17 protein-coding genes are annotated in these 19,423 nt (G+C 54.1%); 11 read left to right on the forward strand and 6 right to left on the reverse strand.

The window, feature by feature from the left end; all coding sequences use genetic code 11:
• The first annotated feature begins 11 nt into the window (after positions 1–11).
• The 3 genes from F8A88_RS05630 (at position 12) to dgt (ending at position 2,931) form a co-directional block, all read left to right on the forward strand.
• A complete protein-coding gene (locus F8A88_RS05630; RefSeq protein ID WP_241667350.1) occupies positions 12–779 on the forward strand; it encodes a basic amino acid ABC transporter substrate-binding protein in 768 nt (255 codons plus the stop codon).
• A 79-nt stretch (positions 780–858) separates the two neighbouring features.
• The gene (locus F8A88_RS05635; protein WP_151150089.1) at positions 859–1,566 is read left to right on the forward strand and encodes an amino acid ABC transporter permease; all 708 of its coding nucleotides are present in this window, start codon (positions 859–861) and stop codon (positions 1,564–1,566) included.
• Between the two features lie 84 nt (positions 1,567–1,650).
• On the forward strand, positions 1,651–2,931 hold the full coding sequence (dgt, locus tag F8A88_RS05640) for a dGTP triphosphohydrolase (RefSeq protein WP_151150090.1): 1,281 nt from the start codon (positions 1,651–1,653) through the stop codon (positions 2,929–2,931).
• On the opposite strand, the gene F8A88_RS05645 is transcribed toward dgt, so the two are convergent.
• The 5 genes from F8A88_RS05645 to F8A88_RS05665 are packed head-to-tail and all read right to left on the reverse strand — an operon-like array spanning position 2,911 to position 7,842.
• A complete protein-coding gene (locus F8A88_RS05645; RefSeq protein ID WP_151150091.1) occupies positions 2,911–3,717 on the reverse strand; it encodes an amidohydrolase family protein in 807 nt (268 codons plus the stop codon). The genes dgt and F8A88_RS05645 overlap by 21 nt on opposite strands.
• Before the next feature lie 9 nt (positions 3,718–3,726).
• On the reverse strand, positions 3,727–4,149 hold the full coding sequence (locus F8A88_RS05650; RefSeq protein WP_151150092.1) for an acyl-CoA thioesterase: 423 nt from the start codon (positions 4,147–4,149) through the stop codon (positions 3,727–3,729).
• Positions 4,149–5,339 (reverse strand): cofactor-independent phosphoglycerate mutase, encoded by a 1,191-nt coding sequence (locus F8A88_RS05655; RefSeq protein WP_151150093.1) that lies wholly within the window; start codon positions 5,337–5,339, stop codon positions 4,149–4,151. The genes F8A88_RS05650 and F8A88_RS05655 overlap by 1 nt, the downstream gene beginning before the upstream one ends.
• A 12-nt stretch (positions 5,340–5,351) precedes the next feature.
• Positions 5,352–6,662, reverse strand: a complete 1,311-nt coding sequence (locus F8A88_RS05660; protein WP_151150094.1) for a homoserine dehydrogenase — start codon at positions 6,660–6,662, stop codon at positions 5,352–5,354.
• 4 nt (positions 6,663–6,666) lie between these two features.
• On the reverse strand, positions 6,667–7,842 hold the full coding sequence (locus F8A88_RS05665; RefSeq protein ID WP_151150095.1) for an aminotransferase class I/II-fold pyridoxal phosphate-dependent enzyme: 1,176 nt from the start codon (positions 7,840–7,842) through the stop codon (positions 6,667–6,669).
• A gap of 188 nt (positions 7,843–8,030) precedes the next feature.
• On the opposite strand from F8A88_RS05665, the gene F8A88_RS05670 reads away from it, so the two are divergent.
• The 8 genes from F8A88_RS05670 (at position 8,031) to ettA (ending at position 17,000) form a co-directional block, all read left to right on the forward strand.
• Complete coding sequence (locus tag F8A88_RS05670) at positions 8,031–8,957, forward strand: branched-chain amino acid transaminase (RefSeq protein WP_151150096.1); 927 nt, start codon at positions 8,031–8,033, stop codon at positions 8,955–8,957.
• Positions 8,958–9,065: 108 nt separating this feature from the next.
• On the forward strand, positions 9,066–11,015 hold the full coding sequence (dnaX, locus tag F8A88_RS05675; protein ID WP_151150097.1) for a DNA polymerase III subunit gamma/tau: 1,950 nt from the start codon (positions 9,066–9,068) through the stop codon (positions 11,013–11,015).
• 25 nt (positions 11,016–11,040) lie between these two features.
• On the forward strand, positions 11,041–11,352 hold the full coding sequence (locus F8A88_RS05680) for a YbaB/EbfC family nucleoid-associated protein (RefSeq protein WP_151150098.1): 312 nt from the start codon (positions 11,041–11,043) through the stop codon (positions 11,350–11,352).
• A gap of 8 nt (positions 11,353–11,360) precedes the next feature.
• Positions 11,361–11,966: a recombination mediator RecR gene (gene recR / locus F8A88_RS05685; protein ID WP_151150099.1), complete on the forward strand. Its 606-nt coding sequence runs from the start codon at positions 11,361–11,363 to the stop codon at positions 11,964–11,966.
• 29 nt (positions 11,967–11,995) lie between these two features.
• Complete coding sequence (gene recD2 / locus F8A88_RS05690) at positions 11,996–14,203, forward strand: SF1B family DNA helicase RecD2 (RefSeq protein ID WP_151150100.1); 2,208 nt, start codon at positions 11,996–11,998, stop codon at positions 14,201–14,203.
• 119 nt (positions 14,204–14,322) lie between these two features.
• A complete protein-coding gene (locus F8A88_RS05695; protein WP_151150101.1) occupies positions 14,323–14,826 on the forward strand; it encodes a ferritin in 504 nt (167 codons plus the stop codon).
• Between the two features lie 9 nt (positions 14,827–14,835).
• The gene (locus F8A88_RS05700; protein ID WP_151150102.1) at positions 14,836–15,183 is read left to right on the forward strand and encodes a DsrE family protein; all 348 of its coding nucleotides are present in this window, start codon (positions 14,836–14,838) and stop codon (positions 15,181–15,183) included.
• Positions 15,184–15,317: 134 nt separating this feature from the next.
• Entirely contained in the window at positions 15,318–17,000 is a 1,683-nt protein-coding gene (gene ettA, locus F8A88_RS05705; protein WP_151150103.1) for an energy-dependent translational throttle protein EttA, read from the forward strand.
• Positions 17,001–17,045: 45 nt separating this feature from the next.
• Here ettA and F8A88_RS05710 read toward each other — a convergent pair whose 3' ends face one another.
• A complete protein-coding gene (locus tag F8A88_RS05710; protein ID WP_241667351.1) occupies positions 17,046–19,346 on the reverse strand; it encodes a GGDEF domain-containing protein in 2,301 nt (766 codons plus the stop codon).
• Positions 19,347–19,423: the final 77 nt, after the last annotated feature.

Genomic DNA, 19,423 nt, shown 5'->3' on the forward strand with positions numbered 1-19,423 from the left:
AGGAGAGAGATATGCTGTCCGCTATCAAAAAAACCGTTGTCATGTTTTTGGCCGTGGCCGTTTTTCAGGCTGCCGCCTTTGTTTGTGCCCAGGATGCCTCTGCAGAGCTGTGGGATTCCATCCAGAAAAATGGCGTCATCGTCATCGGCAACAGCCCGGACTATCCGCCGTATGAATCCATGGACGGAAATACCCGTGTGGGTTTCGACATCGACATCATGAATGCCATGGCCGAAAAGATGGGCATCAAGGTCGAATGGAAGACCATGAGTTTTGACACCATCATTGCTGCCGTGAACATGGGCAATGTGGACATCGGTTTTTCCGGGTTCAGCGTCACTGAAGACCGCAAGAAGAGTGTGGATTTTTCCACCCCGTATTTTGCATCCGGTCAGGTGATCGTGGTGCGCCCCGGTTCCTCCATCAAGTCCGGAGCCGACCTTGTGGGCAAGAAGATTGGCGTCCAGCTGGGCACTACCGGTCAGGAAGCTGCGGAAAAGATTGAAAACGCCGAAGTGATCAAACCGGAAACTTACTCCACCGCCTTCATGATGCTGAAGAGTGAAGCGGTTGACGCTGTGGTGGCCGATATTCCGGTTGCCAACGAATACGCCCAGAAACAGGGTTTTGTCATCGCACCGGAAAAACTGAGCTACGAAGAAAACGCAATCGTCATTCCCAAGGGAAACCCCAAGCTTGTCGAAGCCCTGAACAAGGCTCTGGCAGAGGTTGAACAGGAAGGCACGCTTGCCAAGCTCGTCGAAAAGTGGATGAAGTAATTATCATTGCGAATGAAACAGGGCCGGGCATCTGTTGTGCCCGGCCCTTCCATCTTTCAATCCTTCACGGAGAGCCGGTGTGGATTTTTCACTGATTTTTGAGCATTATGATCTCTTTCTGATGGGTGCACTGAATACCTTGAAAATAACCATGGGCGCGTTGCTCATGGGGCTTTTTCTTGGAACGTTTGCCGGTGTGTTCCGCATCAGCCGCAGCTGGTGGCTTCGTCTGGGAGCCGATACCTACATACAACTCATCCGCGGCACGCCCATGTTGCTGCAGATATATTTCTTTTTCTTCGGACTGCCGCAGTTGTATCACGTGCTGACCGGCGGACGCATGCCGCAGGATCCCTTGTGGCTCGGCATGATTGCTCTGGGCATCAATTCCGGCGCATACACTGCCGAGATCATTCGCGCAGGCATTCTCTCCATTAACAGAGGGCAAATGGAAGCGGCCCGCTGTTCGGGATTGAGCCACCGCCAGGCCATGGTTTTCGTTATTCTTCCGCAGGCGTTCAAGCGAATGATACCACCCCTTTGCAACGAGTTGATCGTTCTGCTCAAGGACTCGTCGCTGGTATCCGTTGTCGGGTATGGGGAGTTGATGTTTACGGCCAAGGTGTTGGGAGCCAAGTATTATACATACGTGCCGTTCCTGCTTGGCGTTGGTCTCATCTACCTGACCCTGACCTTTACCTTTGCCAAATTGCTTGATCGTCTCGAAAGAAAATTGAGTGAAGGCAGTTCACGGGACGATAACAACATGGTGCTTGACCTCGGTTGATGTGAGCCCCTGAGGCGCCGGAGACACTGCTTCGGCGCCTTTTTCGTGGTGCTAATTTTGTCCGAAGGAAAATGGGATCTCGTCATGAACAATACGTTTTACACATCGTTTGATACGGAATTCTTTGGTCGCGGACAGGACAAGAAACTCAAGACCAGAACTCCTTTTGAGCAGGATCGGGACAGGATCATCTATTCGCCGGCTTTTCGGCGTTTGCAAAACAAGACCCAGGTATTCCTTTCCGGCGAATACGATTTTTACCGCACACGGCTCACCCATTCCATTGAAGTTTCCCAGATCGGTCGCTCTCTGTGCAATCATCTGAACAGGTCTTCGACTCTGCTCGGGCCGGAGTATTGCATCGACCAAGACCTTGTGGAATCGGTTTGCCTGGCCCACGACATCGGGCACCCGTCCTTCGGCCATGCGGGTGAGGCCGTATTCAATACGATGATGCAGGAAAACGGAGCCGGAGGATTCGAGGGTAATGCCCAGAATCTGCGTATACTCGTGGATTTGTTTTATCGTTCCGGGAGCGAATGGTCCGGAATGAAACCGACCCGTGCCTTTTTGGACGGCATGCTCAAGTACAAAACGTTATTTCGGGATTCCGCGAAGAAAAAGCATCACTTTCTGTATGACCAACAACAGGAAGTGGTGGATTTTGTCAGTGGGCCGCGTCCGTTTCGGGAAGAGTTGGCCACGGAAGAAGAATTGAATACCTTCAAAAGCGTGGAATGCCAGATTATGGATTGGGCCGATGACATCGCCTATAGCATTCACGACATTGGGGACGGCATTCAGGCCGGTTTTATTACGGTCAAGGGAGTCCGACGCTGGCAAAACGAGCATGAGGACTCCCTGAACATACAGGAAGCACGATTCGTGGATGAATTGTGTGCGGCCATGCTTGAAGATACCCATAGCCGTTTTCTCGGGCGGCTTATCGGGGAATTCATTCGCAGCACCACGCTTGAGGAACGCGATAATTTCATGGTTGCGCATACGAACCGCTACCGTTACGCCGTGGTTCGCGATCAGGGGCAGTGCCAGCGTTGCGAACTGCTCAAAAAAATGGCCATTGAGCTGGTGTTTCATACGCCGCAAGTCCACCAGCTGGAATACAAAGGCGGACACATTCTGCGCGATTTGTTCGGTGCGTTCGTCGAGGAATATGTGAACAAGGAAAAACCGGATTTCTGCCTGTTGCCGCCCCATTATGCCGACGCAATCAGCAGGGCAGGGCGTGCGAAACGTTTCCGCATCATTTGTGACTACATTTCCGGCATGACGGACGGGTTTGTGGTGCGTACCTACAAACGGTTGTTTGATCCGGATTTCGGATCAATCATCGACCTTGTCTGATTGCGGGAAAAGAACGGTTGCAGCCCCAAGCATCTGTTCGATGCGAGCTTCGCTCAGCTTGGCCTTATCTCGTAGCAGGGCCATCTCTTCCTGAGGGTCAAAGATCGGATAATCGCTGCCGAACAGGACCTGTTGCCTGTCGTGTCGATTGATGAAATCTCGAAACATTTTTCCGGAAATATGTTGAAGCGTGCTGGATGTGTCCACATGGATGTTCAGCCCGGCAATGTGTTCCAGCGCTTCTGTCCAGCGCCGGATACCTCCCAGGTGCGCCGCAATCATCGTCGGTTTGGGAAACATGCGGCGCAGGGCGGCCATTTTCATGGGATTGGACGGGTTGTGTTCAATCGGCAAGTCCCCGCCAAGATGAAACATCATGATGAAACGGTCTCCAGCCATTTCCATGAGTTCAAAAAGTCGGGGATCATCCATGGACACGTTCTGAAAGTCCGGGTGAAATTTCAACCCCCGAATTCCCTTTCTTTCAAGGCGATTCAGTTCTTCTTCATTGCGGTCAAAGTCCGGATGCACTGATCCGAAAGCAATCAGTTGCGGATGGTCGGCCTGAAGGCTGATTGTCCAATTGTTGGCGGGAATGACCTGAGCCCCGGTGGTGGCAGAGGTGTGCACGACAGCCCGGTCCAGATCGCACACTTCCATGCGTAGCAACAGTTCTTCAACGGTCCCCTTGCCGCGAACAGCAATGCCGTGGGTCTGCAGGAGATATTCGGCAACCCTGGGGGCGATTTTCGGATGAAAGGCGTGGGTGTGGACGTCGATACGCATGGAACGCGATCAGGAAAACATGTCCTTGAGCCATTGCGGCACCCGAAACAATTTGCCGTCCCTGTCGATGCAGGCGTGTTCGGTCATGCCTGTGGCATGCAGTACGGACTTGTCCGTATTGTATAGCTCGTAGACAAAGGTTACCGAAACCCGTTTGAATTCGCTGATGGCCACACGGATATAGATTTCGTCGTCATAACGGACGGGGACGCGATAACGACACTGGGCCTCTCGTACCGGAAGAATGACGCCGCGGTTTTCCACCTCTGCGTAGCTGATGCCTTGCTGACGTATCAGGTGTCCTCTGGCTCGTTCAAAAAGGTGCAGATACTCCGCATAGTACAACACGCCCATGGTGTCGGTTTCGCCATACGAAACAAAATGGTGATACCATGCATCCGGTGAAGGAAAATCCGTGTTTTTTGCCGCCATTACTGCAGTCCTGCCTTTTCAAGTGCAAATCGTATCAACTCATGCCCTTCGTCAATGGTCAGTCCGGTGGAGTCGGCCGTTTTTTCCGTGAAGACGGATAAACCGGAAGCTTCCACTCCCGGAGCGTTGACGATGAAAGGAACCGGGTCCGTGGTATGTGTTCGCTCCTTGATGGGGGTATAGTGGTCGCAACAAATGATCCACAGCACGTCCTCATTGCCCAAGGCTTTGCGGAGCGGGCCGACCACCCGTGAATCGAAGCGGGCTATGGCTTCAGTCTTTTCCTCGGCGTTGCCGCCATGCCCGCACTCGTCCGGCCCTTCGAGATGAACGAATGCAAATTCTCCGTTTTCAAGGTACTCAAGCGCTGCCTGTACTTTGCCTTCATAGTTGGTGTCCAGAAGCCCGGTAGCACCGTCCACGTCCACAACGGTCATGCCCGAGGCAAACCCGAGCCCCTTTATCAGATCCACAGCTGATATCACCGCGCCACGCAGCCCGAAATGCTCCCTGAAGTCGGGCAGGGCCAAAGGGCTGCCTTGTCCCCATGGCCAGATGGAGTTGGCCTTGGTGGGATTGTCTTCGGACAAGATGTCGTGCGCTTCAAAAATAACGTCCCACAATTCGGGATTGCGGGAAAACGCCCGTAGATCGCTCTTAATGGGTTTGTCCGTGATGTCGTGTGGCGGATTGATTGCCAGTTGAGCGTCATCGGTCTGTACGCCGTCTTTCTGGATGAGAAGATGCCGGTACTGGATTCCGGGCACGAAGGTGTATGTGTCCCCGCCCATTGTTTTCTGCAGGCGTTCCACCAGAGGACGCGATTGTTCCGTTTCGATATGGCCGGATGAGTAATCCAGCATCAGTCCATCTTTGTCCAGCTGCGAAACCGTAACCAGATTCAAGCGCCAGACAAGGTCGTTTTCATCCAGTTCTAGGCCTTGGGCTGCCGCTTCGATGGGTCCGCGTCCAGTGTGATAGCGGGCCGGATCGAATCCCAGCAGCGACATGTTGGCCACGTCCGATCCCGGGGCCATGCCCAGGGGGATTGTAGAGCAGCGGCCAACCATGCCGGTATTGGCCAGTTGGTCCATATTCGGGGTGTGCGCAGCTTCCAGAGGAGTCTTTCCGCCCAGTTCATCAACGGGCCAGTCCCCCATGCCGTCGGCTACAAGAAAAAGTACCTTCATATCGGTTTCCCGTTAGAGGATTCTGAAACGGACGCACGGTTCCAGTGAAAAGTCCATGGCATCGATTTCTTTGGCAACGGCTTGTGCTGCCCGGGCTTCCGTGGTGTGCGTGATGATCACCAGCGGCACGGCATCAAGATCGGGTTCACCCTTTTGCACGGCCTGGGCAATGGATACGCCGTGATCGGCCATGGAGCGGGTTATGGCGGCCATGACACCGGTTTTGTCTGCCACCATGAAGCGGAAATAATACCGGGACATGGTTTTTTCCGGCGGCATGATTTGGGCCTGTTTTAGAGGAGCATTGCCGAAGCCGGTGTTGTCAGGGATGAACCCTGAATCCGCTCCACACTGGGTAAGGTGCCTGACAATGCACAGTATGTCGGCAAGAACCGCGCTGCCCGTGGGCCTGTCTCCGGCCCCCTGGCCATGCAACATGACCGGACCGACGGCATTGCCTTCAATGCGTACGGCATTGTAATTGCCGCCCACACGGGCCAACAGGTAGGTATATGGTACAAGCGCCGGATGAACTCCGGCCTCCACCCCATGGTCGCTGCTATTGGCATGAGCGATCAGCTTGACCCGGTAACCGAATTCGCGGGCAAACTCGATATCGAGCGGCGTGACACTCGTAATGCCTTGAATCGGTAGCATGTTCAGGGGATAATCCACACCAAAGGCAAGGCGAATGAGTACGCACAGCTTGTGTGCGGTATCAAAGCCTTCGATGTCGAACGTGGGGTCTGCCTCGGCATAGCCCAGATCCTGTGCCTGTTGCAGGGCTGTCTCGAAATCCATTCCCTTGGTGGTCATTTCCGAGAGAATATAGTTGGCTGTGCCGTTCAGGATGCCGAGCATCCCTTCGATGCGGTCGCCTGCAAGGCTTTCCCGCAGGGTTTGCACCACGGGGATCCCCCCGGCGCAACTGGCCTCGTAGGAAAGAAAACAGTTGTTTTCACGGGCCAGTGCAAACAACTCCGGGCCGTGTTCGGCCAAAAGATGCTTGTTTGCACTGACCACGTGTTTTCCTGCTGCAAGAGCTTTGGAGATGAGCGTTCTGGCGGCTTCCAACCCTCCCATCAATTCGACAACAATGTCGATTTCCGGGTCGTTGACAAGCTTGTCCAGATCGGTAGTCAACTCGGTAGTCTCGGCAAGGGCATGCCCACGCGGCTTGTCCAGATTGCGGACGGCAACGGTCTTGATCTCGATAGTTCGTCCAAGACGCTTTTCGAGCATCGTCCGATTTTCCGACATGATGTCGGCCAATCCCGTTCCCACAGTGCCGAAGCCGGCTATTCCGAGTTTGACTGCTTCCATTCATCTACCCCTTTGCAAAGAATTTTCGCATGTTTCGAATCGCCTGATTTGTTCTTTGTCTGTTTTCCACAAAGGCGAAACGCACATGGTCGTCGCCGTATTGGCCGAAGCCGAGTCCCGGAGATACCGCCACTTCCGCCTCCCGCAGCAGGAGTTTGGAAAATTCGACGGATCCGAGATGTTTGAATTCATCGGGAATTTCAGCCCAAAGGAACATGGTCGCCTGAGGCGGTTCCACGGTCCAGCCGATGCGATTCAACCCTTCACACAGGGCGTCGCGCCGATCCTTGTAGATATCCATGATTTTGCTGACACAGTCCTGCGGACCGTTCAGAGCCTGTGTGGCCGCCACCTGAATGGGGGTGTATATGCCGTAGTCCAGATAGCTCTTGATGCGCGTCAGCGCCTGAACCATGTCGCGATTGCCGCAGCAGAACCCGACCCGCATACCGGCCATGGAATAGCTTTTGGTCATGGAAAAGAATTCCACACCAACGTCTCGCGCGCCGTCAGCCTGCAAAAAGCTCGGGGCCTCGTAACCGTCAAAGGTGAAGTCCGCGTAGGCGAGGTCGTGTATGACGTAGAGGTTGTTTTCCTTGGCGAAATCAACGATGCGCTGGAAAAAGGCCACATCCACGCACTCGGTGGTCGGGTTGTGCGGGTAGTTGATGATAAGCAATTTGGGCCGGGGCCATGTATGTTTTACGGCTGTGGCCATGTCCTCGAAGAAATCGCGACCCTTGCCGATGGGGATTCGGCGCACGTCAGCGCCCGCGATGATGGAGGCGTAGGGGTGGATCGGGTAGGCCGGGTCTGGTGCAAGGACAACGTCACCGGGCGTGAGCATGACCAATGCGAGGTGTGCAAGCCCTTCCTTGGCCCCCATGGTCACACAGACATCCTGATCCATATCCAGAGATACCGAGTAGCGGCGGTCATACCAGTCCGCTATGGCCCGGCGAAGCCCCTTGATGCCTTTGGACGCCGAATATCGGGAGTTCCCCGGCTTGTATGCCGCTTCCGCCAGCTTGTCGAGAATGTGTTTGGGCGTGGGAACATCAGGGTTTCCCATACCCAGGTCGATGATATCTGCGCCCTGATGACGCATTTCCATCTTGAGTTCATTCACCTGGGCGAACACATAAGGTGGAAGCCGGTGAACTCGAGCAAACTGGTGCATGATTGCCTACTCCTGGGGTTGTAGTGGATTCGTAAAGACATTTTGAATAGCTGGGCTGGGTTTTCCTGTCAAAAAGTAATTGTATTGTTCGCTGCATCTTGACCGGAAAGGTCGATTAAACTATTTTTCCGGTTTGATGGAAACGGCATCGATCACGAGCACTGAAAACGATACATGAGGAGAAATTCATGGTTCAGCAATCTGAAACCATATGGTTTGACGGCAAACTGGTTCCCTGGGCTGATGCGAACGTTCACGTCCTTACCCACGCCCTGCACTATGGAACCGGTGTATTCGAAGGAATTCGCGCCTACGAGTGCAGTGACGGCACCTCCGAAGTTTTCCGCCTTCGTGAGCACATGGAAAGGCTGGTGGATTCTGCCAAGATCTTAGGTTTGGGCATGCCGTACAGCGCGGAAGAACTTGTTGCCGCTGCGGAAGAGGTCCTTGTGGCCAACAACCTGAAGGGGGCTTACATCCGCCCGCTGGTGTTCGTTGGCGAAGGCGCTATGGGCGTGCATCCCGGCGACAACCCGATCCGCGTCTGCATCGCGGCATGGTTCTGGGGAGCCTATCTCGGTGAAGACGCTCTGGAGAAGGGCATCAAGGTCCGTGTCTCCTCGTACAACCGCCACCACGTCAACGTGATGATGACCAAGTCCAAGGCTTGCGGCAACTACGTGAACTCCGTGCTGGCCAAAATGGAAGCTGTTCGCGACGGATATGCTGAAGCCGTCATGCTGGACACCACCGGCCATGTTTCCGAAGGCACGGGCGAGAATATTTTCATGGTTCGCGACGATGTCATCTATACGCCGCCGGCTTCCGGCGTGCTCGGCGGGCTGACCCGCGATTCGATCATTACTCTTGCGGGCGACCTCGGCTATGAAGTCCGTGAAACTCCCATTGGTCGCGATATGCTTTATGTCGCCGACGAGGTGTTTTTCACGGGCACTGCCGCAGAACTGACCCCTGTTCGCGAAATCGATTCGCGCCAGATCGGTGAAGGTAAGGCTGGTCCTGTGGCAAAATTGCTGCAAACCGAGTTCTTCAAGATCGTCAAGGGCGAAAACCCCGATTATGAGCAGTGGATGCATCGCTACGAGGTGAAGTAGAAATCCTGCCCAGAAAATGAAAAAGGGGAGTCCGGCACGCTTGTCCGGGCTCCCCTTGTGTTGTATAGCTTTGCTGCCCTTATTTGATAGAAAACAAGCACGGTATCCATGAGCACATCCAGCCTTACCGCCAAATATCGCCCGCAGACCTTTGACGAAGTCGCCGGGCAACAGGCCATCAAGACCATTCTTTCCCGTGCTGCGGCACAGGACAAGGTTGCCCCTGCATACCTTTTCAGCGGCACCCGCGGCGTGGGCAAGACCACCATTGCCAGAATTTTTGCCAAGGCGCTTAACTGCGTCGAGGCTCCCACCGGAGAACCCTGCAACAAGTGCGACCGTTGTCGTCAGATCACTGCCGGGGTTGCCGTTGATGTGGTGGAGATTGACGGCGCATCCAACCGGGGCATCGACGACGCCCGGCGGCTCAAGGAAGACATCGGCTACGCGCCGCTGGAATGCCGCTATAAGGTCTTCATCATTGACGAAGCCCATATGCTGACCAAGGAAGCCTTCAATGCGCTGCTCAAGACGCTTGAAGAGCCGCCGCCGCGGGTCACGTTCATCATGGCCACCACTGAACCGCACAAATTTCCGGCCACCATCATCAGCCGTTGCCAGCATTATACATACAAAATGCTTACACAGGTCGAGCTTGTGACTCATCTGGAAAGCATTTTGGAAAAGGAAGGCATTTCCTATGATCCTGCCGCACTTCAGATAATAGCCAAGCGCGGTGCGGGCAGTGTCCGCGACTCCATGTCGCTGCTGGGACAGGCGTTGGCTCTTGGAGAAGATTCTCTCAAGGAAGAAGATGTACGTACATTCCTTGGGCTTGCGGGGCAGGACGTGTTTTTCCGGCTCATGGAATCCATTCACAGCCAGAATCTTGTTGGGGTAGGCCAAACCCTTCGTGAGGTGTTGGACCAAGGTCTTGATCTGGGATTTTTCTTGCGGGAAATGACGAGTTGCTGGCGCAACATGTTTCTCCTGCGTCAGGCGGGCAAGGCGGCCCTGCCATTGCTGGGATTTTCCGGCGAAGAGGCCGATACGTGGTTGCAATGGGCAAACAAATTCAGCCCCGCGCATATACATGCCTGCTGGCAGATGACCCTTGACGGTCAACGTCGGGTCATGACCTCGCTGGAACCGGCCATGGCGCTTGAATTGCTTTTGCTGAACATGGCATCCCTGCCGGAACTGCTCAACCTTGAATCCGTGGGAAATCCTGCTGCGCCGGTTGCGCCTGCTACGGGAAACAGAAGCGGTGCACCGCAGGGGGGAGGCCCCGGCAGATCTGAGGGAGGCTTTCAGTCTCGTCCAGCAAATAGCCGCCAATTCATTCCTCAAGGTACGCCTTCCGGGCAGGGAAACAGTGCGGCACAACCTGCCATGCGACAGCATTCCGGCCAACCGCAAGTGCAGGGGCAATCTCCTGCCCAATCTGTTTCTCCTGCTTCGGCGGGCAATGTTCATTCCGGAAATCAGACGCAAAATGTTCCACCTCGGCAACAGGGACATCAGACACCCGCGGGACAGTTCTCTTCGGACAACGCCATGCAGTCGGGTTCGTCGGGCCAGCGTCCCAAGGCTTCGGTGGGAAGCGGTGAAGACGCCCCTGCGCCGCCTTCGGAGGTTGAACCACCCGTCAGCACCGCAAATGCCGTACTTGATCTTCCGACACCTCCCAACGGGCCGAAAAGCTGGCAGGGATTCTTGGAGTATGTGCAGGCGTGCAACGGAAAAAGTCATGTCAATTTTCACCATTTGCGCCAAGCCTCGGGAGAATTGCGTGGCAATGTGCTGTTCGTGACTTGTTCCAGCTCGTTTTTGCATAAGCAGCTTACCGCCGGGCAGGGAGTTTTCGAGCTCGAGCAGGTTGCAGGACTCTACTGGGGTATGGATATTTCGGTACGGATTGAAACAGGCCAGCTCAAGGCCGTGAAATCCGAGAAAAGGATGCGTGAAGAAGCGGAAACGAATTCCAGCGTTGAGAAGGTTATGGATGCCTTCGGTGCGTTGATCGTTGGCGTTTCCCCGCGCGATCAACAACATTAATGAAAAATTCCGAGGAGATACTCTCATGAAAGGCATGAATGAAATGGTGCGCCAGGCGCAGATCATGCAACGCAAGATGACCCAGGTGCAGGATGAATTGAAGACTCGTGAAGTGGAAGCCACCAGCGGCGGCGGCATGGTCAAGGTCGTCTGTACGTGTGGTCAGGAAATTGTTTCCGTTGCCATTGAACCTTCTGTTCTGGAGTCCGGCGATGTGGAAATGCTGCAGGATCTGGTGCTGACCGCCACCAATGACGCCCTCAAGAAATCCAAGGATACGATGGAGGAAGAAATGAGCAAGTTGACCGGCGGCATGAAGATTCCGGGCTTGTTCTAGGAGCAAGCGTGCAGAATCTTCCAGCTCCTCTCAAGGAGGTCGTGGACCAGCTGTCCTCATTGCCCGGCATCGGCCCGAAATCCGCGCTGCGCATTGCCTTGACCTTGCTCAAGATGCCCAAGGAGCGAGCCGCAGGGGTCGGACAGGCCGTGATCGATCTTCGCGAAAGGCTGTGCATGTGCGAGGAATGTGCAAGCCTTGCCGAATCCAGTCCATGCTCTTTGTGTGCGGACCCGACACGGGATCATTCCCAACTGTGTCTTGTCGCCGAATGGGATGCCTTGCTGGCCATGGAGGAAATGCGCATGTACCGGGGACGTTATCTCGTGCTCGGAGGGCTGCTTTCCCCGCTGGATGGCGTTGAACCGGCGCACCTCGAATTCGAGCGGCTGCGCATGCACTTGGCCAAGGGCGAGATCCGAGAACTCATTCTTGCGCTGGGCGCGACCCTTGATGCCGAGACAACGGCCTCCTACGTGAAGAACCTTATTGAAAACGAGTTTCCTGATGTTGCCATTTCACGCCTTGCCCAGGGGATACCCATGGGGGGCGAGGTCAAGTTCATGGATCGGGAAACTCTCAAGCAATCATTGGCTTATCGCCAAAAGATATAGGATCATGGGGGATTTCCCCCTGAAAATGCATGTCCGAAAATAAGAAAGCGCGCCTTGACGACGCTGAGGTCGTCAACATTGTCTACCGCAATACGGAAAATGGTTATGTTATCGCACGGGTGAATTCCAAGAATGAGCCCGGGATGATCACTATTACCGGAATTCTGGGCGATGTGCAGGCCGGGGAGTCGCTGACTCTGAACGGCAAATGGAAGGTGCATCCCAAGTACGGGCCGCAGTTTGAGGTGGAGACGTTCGAACAGTCTTTGCCGGCCACGGAAAACGGGGTAATCAAATTCCTGCAGTCGTCCATCAAGGGGGTCGGAGAAAAAACCGCCACGTTGTTGGTCAACGAATATGGTGTTGGCGTGCTGGACATCTTGGACGACGATCCTGAACAGCTTCTTGAAATCAGAGGAATATCCAAAAGGAAACTGAAAGATATCATTGAGTCGTGGGGCAAGCAGCGCGCCGTAAAGGATTTATTGGTTTTTTTGCAGACCCATGGAGTGCCCACCACGTTTGCAGGCAAGATATTCCACCTTTACGGAGCCCAAGCCGAACGCAAGTTGCGGGATAATCCCTATGACCTTGCCTATGAAATTCGCGGTGTCGGTTTTCGTACGGCAGACCAGATGGCCCTGAAACTGGGCTTTGCCCATGATTCGTGGCAGCGGATTGAAGCGGCCATGGTATACACCCTGTTTACCTTGAGCGAGCGGGGTGGGCACATGTTTGTTCCCAAGGAGAAACTGCTGCACGAAGTTGGGCGCATGCTTGAGAACGTAGATGCCGAGCGTCTGGAAGAAGCCATATTTTCGTTGCAGGAAAAGCAGCGCATCCGCGTGGAAGATTTGCCTGAGCAGGACGTTGAACAGGCGGTCTTTCTCATGCATTTCTACCATCATGAAAACGAGATTTCCCAACGATTGTACCAATTGGTGAGCCATCCCACTCCTGTTAGCAGGGAAAAGGTGGGCAAGGCTTTGCCTGCGGTTGAAAAGGTGCTGGGCTTTTCCCTTTCCGATGAGCAGCGCGACGCTGTTTTCGAGGCATGTTCCAACAAGGCGTTCATCATTACGGGCGGTCCGGGAACCGGCAAGACGACAATAACCAAGGCCATTGTGCTCACGCTCAAGGAGCTGGGCCTGAAGATCAAGCTGGCGGCCCCCACGGGCAGGGCGGCCAAACGTCTTTCCGAAGCCACCGGGCTTGGCGCCCAGACCATTCACCGCCTGCTCCAGTATCAGCCGGACGGTGGATTCCAGTTTTGCCAGGACCAGAAGCTCAAGGCCGACGTGCTGGTCATCGACGAGGCCTCCATGGTGGACGCGCATTTGTGCGTTTCTGTTCTTCGGGCCTTGCCGCACACTTGCCGTCTTATTCTCGTGGGTGACATCAACCAGCTCCCCAGCGTCGGTCCGGGCAATGTCCTGGCCGACCTCATCAACAGCGAAATGGTTCCCTGCGCACGGCTCACGCATATTTTTCGTCAGGCGCAGGAAAGCTACATCGTGGTCAACGCGCACCGCATTAACAAGGGCGAGTTCCCGCTCGGACATCCGCAGGAAGCGCCCCAAGCGGATTTTTTCTGGATTCCGCAGGAAGATCAGACCACGGTGCAGAAACTTATTCTGGACAGCGTGTGCGACCGCATACCAAACCGTTACGGGCTGGACCCTTTGCGCGATATTCAGGTGCTGACCCCCATGCACAAGGGGGATGTAGGAACCGGAGCGCTGAACAAGGCCTTGCAGGAGCGGTTGAATCCGTTGCGCAACCGACAGGAAATCCGTCGTTCATTCTGTTCGTTCAGGGTAGGGGACCGGGTTCTCCAACTGCGCAACAATTACGATAAGGACGTTTTTAACGGCGACCTTGGCCGTATTGTCGAACTGGACGCGCAAGAAAACGAACTGTTCGTGGACTTTGAAGGCAATTACGTTACCTACGAAAGTTCGGAACTGGACGACCTGACGCTCGCCTATGCCGTGAGCGTCCACAAGTCGCAGGGAAGTGAATACCCGGCAGTGGTCATGCCCATCGTCACCCAGCATTACATGCTTTTGCAACGGAATTTGCTGTATACCGGACTGACGCGCGCTCGGAATCTTGCGGTTCTGGTCGGCAGCAAAAAAGCTTTTTCCATTGGCCTGAACAACGTGACGGCCGGAAAACGTTGCACCCACCTCGGATACCGTTTGCGCACGTTGTTCTCCGAAAACAGGCTTATCTGATTGTTCCGTTCGCACATCATGTAAATAAAAAACGTTCCGTCTTTCACCGAGGGCGGTTTTGGTGTATTGGTGCATGAAGATTCAATCCTGCCGATACCAATGAGAAAAAGGAGTGCCTCATGTTGAGCGAAAAAATGCAGAATGCCATCAATGATCAGGTTAATTTCGAGATATTCAGCGCCCATATCTATCTTTCCATGGTTGCCTATTTTGAGGAGCAGGGCTTGTCCGGCTTTGCCAAATGGATGCGCGCCCAGTATCAGGAAGAGATTTTCCATGCCATGAAGATGTTCGATTACGTGCTGGAAGCTGGCGGCAGCGCCAAGCTCGGCACCATCGATGCCCCGCCTTTGCAATGGGAAAGCCCCTTGGCCGCCTTTGAAAACGCACTGGAACACGAACAGATCGTGACCGGACGTATCAATGCGCTTATGGAACTGGCTCAGGAAGAAAAGGACCATGCCACGCAGATATTCCTGCAGTGGTTCGTTTCCGAGCAGGTCGAAGAAGAGGCCAGCGTGGGCGAGGTTGTCGGCAAATTGCGCCTGGCCGGTGACGGAGGTGCTTTGTTCATGTTGGACCGCGACCTTTCTGCCCGCGTATTTACACCTCCGGCGGAATAGGAGGAAATCATGGCAAAAAATGCTTTGTTTGCATTTAACGGCGAGATGATGTGTTTTGTCCATGTGCTGCTGAATGCTCTGGATATGAAAGACAGGGGTGATGACGTTGTCATCATCTTTGAAGGTTCGTCCACCGCGTTGATTTCGCAGCTGGGCAAGAAGGAAAATCCCTTTCACGGGCTGTATGCACGGGCCGTGGACACAGGCCTTGTTGTTGGCGCGTGCAAGGCGTGCTCGGCTAAACTGGGAGTCCTTGACGATGTGACCGCAGCAGGAATTCCCTTGCTGGATGATATGAGCGGACATCCTTCCATGGCCGCTTTTCAGGATAGGGGATACAACATCATAACTTTCTGAGACCTTTTGGCATACGTTTCAGGGCGGCCATACATGGCCGCCTTTTTTTGTATGCATGGCAACAAAGTCTGGACAAATCTGTCGTGCTTTGCAAAAGCTCTCGAAACCACGAAACATGCCTGAGGTAAAAAACGATGAGCAATGATCAGGAAAAGATAATTTATTCCATGTACCGCGTTACCAAGCGGCATGGTCAGCGTGAAGTGTTGAAAGACATTTCCCTGTCCTATTTTTATGGAGCCAAAATCGGCGTACTGGGCCTCAATGGTTCGGGAAAAAGCTCGCTTCTCAAGATTCTGGCGGGGGTGGACAAGGATTTTGAAGGTGAAACTCATGTCACTCCCGGTCACACACTTGGCTACCTCGAACAGGAGCCTCTTGTGGACGAGACGCGCACCGTGCGTCAGGTCGTTGAGGAAGGCGTGGGCGAGATAATGGCCTTGGTCAATGAGTTCAACGAAATCAATGAAAAATTTGCCGAGCCCATGGAAGCCGACGAAATGGATGCCCTGATCCAGCGTCAGGCCGAAGTGCAGGAACTCATGGACGCCAAGGGCGCATGGGATATCGATTCCCGGCTTGAAATGGCCATGGACGCCCTGCGATGCCCGGACGGGGACACGCCTGTTTCCGTAATTTCCGGCGGAGAACGCCGCCGCGTGGCCTTGTGCAGACTGCTGCTGCAAAGCCCTGACATCTTGCTGTTGGACGAACCCACCAACCATTTGGACGCGGAGTCGGTTGCCTGGCTTGAACGCTACCTGCAACAATTTCCCGGAACCGTCATAGCCGTTACCCATGACCGCTATTTTCTGGACAACGTGGCTGGCTGGATTCTGGAGCTGGACCGGGGACGTGGCATTCCATGGAAAGGAAACTACTCCTCATGGCTGGACCAGAAACAGAATCGTCTGGCCCAGGAAAAACGGGACGCCAGTGAACGGCGCAAAACCTTGCAACGCGAGCTGGAGTGGATTCGCATGAGTCCCAAAGGACGACGCAAGAAAAGCAAGGCGCGCATCAATGCTTACGATGCCATGGTTTCGCATGAAAGCATGGAACGGGCGAACGAACTGGAGATTTTTATTCCCCCGGGGCAGCGTCTTGGAGATCAGGTCATCGTGGCCCAAGGAGTGACCAAGTCCATGGGGGACAGGTTGCTTGTGGACGGCATGGATTTCATCATTCCTCCCAACGCCATCGTTGGTATTGTCGGCCCCAACGGCGCAGGTAAATCAACGTTGTTCAACATGATCAGCGGTGCGGAACAACCGGATCAGGGGGTGCTTACCGTTGGTGAGAGCGTTGATCTCGCCTATGTGGATCAGAATCGCGATTCCCTGGAAAGCGGAAAGTCCGTGTATGAAGTCATCAGCGGCGGACAGGAGAGCATCTGGCTCGGGACCCGTGAAATCAATGCCCGGGCCTATTGCGGTCGGTTCAACTTCAACGGTTCCGACCAGCAGAAACCTGTGGATGTATTGTCCGGCGGCGAGCGGAACCGGGTGCATCTGGCCAACATGCTCAAGTCCGGGGCCAACGTAATCCTGCTGGACGAACCTACCAACGACCTTGATGTGAACACCATGCGCGCGCTGGAAGACGCCTTGGAAAACTTTGCCGGATGCGTGCTGGTCATCAGTCACGATCGTTGGTTCCTTGATCGTATTGCCACGCACATCATTGCCTTTGAAGGCGATTCCAAGGTCGTGTTCGTGGAAGGCAACTATTCCGACTACGAAGCGGACCGAAAGAAGCGCCTCGGGGCAGAGGCTGAGCAGCCGCATCGGTTGAAGTTCAGGAAATTGACTCGCTAATACAGAAAAGCAAAGGGTGTCGACGCAGGTCGGCACCCTAAGTTTCTAGCGGCCCGGAGGGCTGGTGCCCAACGGTGGACGCCTGTCCTTGGCATAGGCGTTGCCGGGAATTGACTTGGCGTATTTCTTGATCGCGGCAGCTCGTTCGCCCACCTCCATGAGCGTACAGTGGCCGTTGATCTCGATGACTCCGAGCGAAATGGAAACAAGCGGGTATTCGCGCTCCTTGCCGTCCCGCCCCCTGGCCAGAATCCAGCCTCGATCGCGGTCCTGTTCCGAATAATAGTATTTTACAATGCGCTTGAAGCAGCGCAAGGCTGAAATGCATGTCTTTTCAACTGCTTCCGGACGCGTGATCAGAACAAAGTCATCGCCTCCGATATGGCCAAGCATGGAGTTTTCCGGGCAGTGCTTGCGTATGGCCCAACTGAGGATGTGCGCGGCCAGCTTGATGATGGCATCGCCCTTCTGAAATCCGTAAGTATCGTTGTAGACCTTGAAGTGGTCAAGATCAGCGTAAATAATGCTGAAGGCGTTCCCCGCGTCGATTTTTCCCTCAACTTCCTGCTCAATGGCAACATTGCCGGGCAAACCGGTCAACGGATTGGTTCCGCGGGCCATTTCCACCTGCACCTTGGCCAGCGTGTTCAACAATTTCTGAACGGACACCGCACCATAGAGCTTGCCCTTGCGGGTCACGATCACGTCATCATAGGCCTTGAGGGTCTCACGGGCCATTGCCAGACGGGCCGCCTGTTCCACGGGCATATTTTCATCGACGATCAACGGTTCTTCATCCATGACCGAGGAAAGAGGACGTTTGAAAAAGAGCGCCACTCCGTATTGCGAGGAAAGCTGACGGTTGAGGTGATATTCCATGATCAGCCCTCTGGGCACGTCATTTTCGGATGTGACCACAATGCACGAGAACTGCACGTTGTTTTTGAAGAAATCTTGCGCATCCGAAACAAGAAACGATTCGTCCACGGAATAGGGGGCTTCGGCCACCTGCCCAACGGGCATGGAACAGGAAAACGCCTTGCGCGACATGTCGTTGATCGAATTTAGCTCCTTGCAGTGCGGAGCCAAATCCGGGCGAGGGAACTCGGGGTAGCCGAGAAAATAGCCTTGCCCGAAATGGACGTTGATATCCAACAGACAAACGGCCTGTTCCTTGGTTTCAATGCCTTCGGCTATGATTTTGGAGCCTATTTTGTCGGCAAAGGTGACGGTTGTTTCAACAAGAGCCCGTTTGACGGGGTCGCGATGAATATTTTCGATAAGCGCTTTATCGAGCTTGATGTATTCCGGCTGCAGATCCGCAACCGTGCTGAGGCCGGAATAGCCGGAGCCCGTATCATCGAGAGCGATTCGAAAACCCTGATTTCGGTAGTGCTCGAGCGTTCGATAAAAAAGGCTGAAATCCTGTATGCTGTGACGTTCCGTGATTTCAAAAACGATGTTTTCAGCGTTCAATCCGACCTCCTCGAGCAGCTGGATGGTTTTGCCCGGAGTAAACGACGGGTCCGCCATTGTTTTTGGATGAATATTCAGAAAAAGACGCTGATTTTTTGTTATGGGACCGAGGTTTTGAATGGCCTTTCGCCTGCATATTTCTTCAAGCGAAAACAGGCTTCCGAGCTGTTCGGCCATTTCAAACATCATGAGCGGGGATTGAAACGGCGACCCTTGCGGGCCTCGTGCCAATGCTTCCCAACCGTAAACGCTGCCTGTACGGAAATCCAGAATCGGCTGATATTTACAGCTAATATTTTGCTGACGGATTATGGTGTTGAAATGATCAGTTATCTCAAGGTCATTGAGCTTCATGGGTTGTCCGGCACAAAGCTGGGCTTCACGAATTCCTTTCCAAAAGGAATCTTTCCAATCCGATCCGGCTTCAATGATGGAATACCCCATGCCTAGTTCTATTCCCAGTCCGGTCCATTTCAGCATGGTCCGCTTCAGGGCGTTTTGCGCCTTGAGCTTGAACGAATAGGCCAGATCACCAAGCCCTTTTTGCGACATGTCGCCACAAGGCCAGACAAGAGCGTATTTGCCGCTGCCCACTGCCACGACCGACGATGACGCGCATTGCCGTTGCTCATGGGCGGCTTTTTCAAGGGAATCCCGCAATTCCCTGTCTAACTGACCGACAAAATCATTGCCGTACATTTGCTTGAAAAGACGGTAGTCACGAATGATGACCAGCAACAGGTTGGAATTTCTTTTTTCATCCATACTCTGAAGGAGTGAAGATTTTTCAGACAATACGAGATGCATGGGATCGCCTTTCAGGTGTTTATCCGGGTCGTGTTTCCAGAATCGAAAAATGGAATGACTCATTGTAGTTTCCGCCCGCATTACGAAGGTCGTATGTGGTTTGATGTATCCTCGTATGCTAACTCTGCTTGAATTCGTGG

Source organism: Pseudodesulfovibrio senegalensis, from assembly GCF_008830225.1.
Taxonomy (GTDB): Bacteria; Desulfobacterota; Desulfovibrionia; order Desulfovibrionales; family Desulfovibrionaceae; genus Pseudodesulfovibrio; species Pseudodesulfovibrio senegalensis.